The following is a 2733-nucleotide window of genomic DNA, read 5'->3' as shown; positions in this document are numbered from 1 at the left end:
CCCCTCCCCCGCTCCCTCCGGCGTCCCCGTCGGCGTGCCCGCGCCGATCGCGCAGTGGGACTTCACCGAGTCGGCCGCCCCGTTCCGCACCACGGCGGGCGACCTGCCGCTCGCGCAGGCCGGACGGACGGCCGCGACCCGTGTCGCGACTCCCTGGGGCACGGGCCTCTCGCTCACGGGCTCCAGCTACTTGCGCCTGCCGGCCGCCTCCACAGGCAGGCTCACGGTCGGCGCGTCGACGAACACGGCCACGGTGGCCGCGTGGGTGCGGGCCACCGACACCGACACGGGATTCATCGCCGGCTCGTGGACCGAGGACGCGAACCAGCCGCGCCGCTCCTACGGCCTGTTCTACGACCTCGGGACCTACGGCGGTGCCGACCGTGCCAACTTCCACGTCTCGCGATCGGGCGGGCCGACCCCGGGGTACCCCTACTCCCGCGACTACTCCGCCTCCGGCACGAGGATGACGCGCTCCGTCTGGCAGCTGCACGTCGGCACCTACGACGGCGCGCAGGCGGTCTCGTACCTCGACGGCGTCGCGACCGCCTACCCGAGGTACACCGACAGGCTCGGCAACACGTACGCGAAGAACCCCTACCTGTTCCCGTACGGGCTGAACCCGGTCGCGGGCGACTTCACGGTCGGAGGCGTCCAGCTCACGGGCAAGGCCGGCAACTTCGCCCGCGGCACCGTCGCCAAGGTACGCGTCTGGGACCGGGCGCTGACGGCCGCCGAGGTGAAGGCCCTCTACGACGCCGAGAGCGCAGCGCTGCGCTGAGAGCCCCGCCCCTCCGTCGCAGAACGAGCACGGGCCCGGACGCGCACCCCCCTCACCCCCGATTCGGGGACGGCGCGGGCAGCGGGTAGCGTCGGGGGGTGAGACTTCCGTGGCAGCAGCGGGGCGAGCGCGAGAGGCTTCCGCGCGACGTCCTGGTCCTCGGGATCGTCGCGTTCTTCGTGATGCTGGGCTTCGGCGTCGTCGTCCCCGTGCTGCCCGTGTACGTGCGCAGCTTCGGCGTCGGCTACGTGGAGGTCGGCGCGGTCGTGTCGGCGTTCGCGCTCATGCGGCTGGTCGCGAACCCGTTCGTCGGGCCGCTCGTCGACCGGCTCGGCGAGCGCGTGGTGCTCGCGACGGGCATCGGCATCGTGGCGCTGTCGAGCGCGCTGGTGGGGCTCGCCGGCGACTACCTGCATCTGCTGCTGCTGCGCGGCGCGGGCGGGATCGGCTCGGCGATGTTCTCGGTCGCGGCGATGACGCTCCTCCTGCGCACGGCGGCACCGGAGCGGCGCGGTCGCTCGATCGGCTTCTACCAGGGCGGGTTCCTGCTCGGCGGCATGGCGGGTCCGGCCGTCGGCGGAGTGCTGACCGCGATCTCGCTGACCGCTCCCTTCTTCTTCTACGCGGGCACCCTCGCCGTCGCGGGACTGGTCGGACTGGTGCTGCTGCGCCGCCCCGAGCGGGACGCGGCGGCGGGGACGACCGCGGTCGTCCGTCCGATGCGCGAGGTCGTGCGCGACCGCCGGTACCAGAGCGCCGTGCTCGCGAACTTCGCGCTCGGCTGGTCGGCGATGGGCGTGCGGGCGACGCTGGTGCCGGTGCTGGTGGTCGAGGGCCTCGGCGACGACCCGGCGTGGACGGGCATCGCCTTCGCGATCGCGGCCGTGGTGCAGACGGTGGCGCTCGCCCCGGCCGGCCGCTTCGTCGACACGGTCGGTCGTCGGCCCGCGCTGATCGGCGGCTTCGCCGTCGCGGCGCTGGCGATGCTCGCGATGCCGCTCGTGTCGGACCTGTGGCTGCTCGTGGTGCTGCTCTGCCTCTACGGAGCGGCGGCCGCGTTCATGGGGACGGCACCGGGGGCGCTCGTCGGCGACGCCGCGGGCGATCGCGGCGGACGTCCGGTCTCGGTGTTCCAGGCGGCGTCGGACCTCGGCGGCGTGATCGGCCCGCTGCTCGCCGGCCTGCTGGCGGACGCGGCCTCGCCGACCGCCGCCTTCGGGTCGGCCTTCGTGCTGCTGGGGCTCGCGGCGCTCGTCGGCCTGCGGATCCCCCGGCAGCGCCCGGCGCTCTAGCCGTTGCGCCCCGGGCGTCCACCGGCCACGCAACCGCTCCCCCGTCGGCCAGCAGCACCCGGTACTCGTCGGCCAGGTTCACCGCGACGCAGACGTGGTTGGGAGCGATGCGCACCCGCGAGCCGAGCGGCAGGTCGATCCCGGTGATCGTGGCGTGGTGCTCCGAGAGCACGGTGACGCGCGCCTGGGGATGCTCGGGCAGCCGCCCGAAGCCGCTCGAGGCGGCCCCGCGATCCGAGGAGAGGACCTTGCTGCCCGCGTCGGCGATCAGCCGGCCGTCGTGCCGCGAGACGATCGTGGCGAGAACCGTCACGGCGATCGACTCCGGCCCGATCGTGCCCATCTCCCACTGCTGGGCGTCGCCGAGCGACGAGACGCCCGGGCGCAGCTCCGTGAGCACTCCCGCGTCGGCGAAGTCGGCGGACGGAGTGGAGCCTCCGCTGATGACGCGGGCCGTGACGCCGACGGAGGCGAGGGACGCGGCGGCCGCGGCGAGCGCCTCCGCTTCGTCGCGCGCGGCGGCGGGGCGCGCCTCGAGCGCGTAGCTGTGGCCCGGGAAGGTGAAGACGCCGACCACGTCGAGTCCGGCGGCGACGGCGGCGGCGCTCATGACGGCATTCTGCTCCTCGCCTGCCAGGATCGGGAGCATGGTCTCCGAAC

2 protein-coding genes and 1 pseudogene are annotated in these 2733 nt (G+C 74.5%); 2 read left to right on the top strand and 1 reads right to left on the bottom strand.

Features of this window, described 5'->3' with window-relative positions; genetic code table 11:
* Window positions 1–781 (top strand): LamG-like jellyroll fold domain-containing protein (locus NB037_RS19135; RefSeq protein WP_251948623.1); only part of this gene is annotated, 781 nt, incomplete at its 5' end.
* Between the two features lie 98 nt (window positions 782–879).
* Complete coding sequence (locus tag NB037_RS19130) at window positions 880–2073, top strand: MFS transporter (RefSeq protein ID WP_251948619.1); 1194 nt, start codon at window positions 880–882, stop codon at window positions 2071–2073.
* 115 nt (window positions 2074–2188) lie between these two features.
* On the opposite strand, the pseudogene NB037_RS20035 reads toward NB037_RS19130, so the two are convergent.
* Window positions 2189–2416: pseudogene (locus NB037_RS20035) on the bottom strand (D-TA family PLP-dependent enzyme); the annotation flags it as partial.
* Window positions 2417–2733 lie beyond the last annotated feature (317 nt).

The sequence above is a fragment of the Rathayibacter rubneri genome (assembly GCF_023743255.1).
Classification (GTDB): Bacteria; Actinomycetota; Actinomycetes; order Actinomycetales; family Microbacteriaceae; genus Rathayibacter; species Rathayibacter rubneri.
The sequence above is the reverse complement of the archived record's forward strand: the minus strand, read 5'-3'. Positions and strand labels throughout refer to the sequence as shown.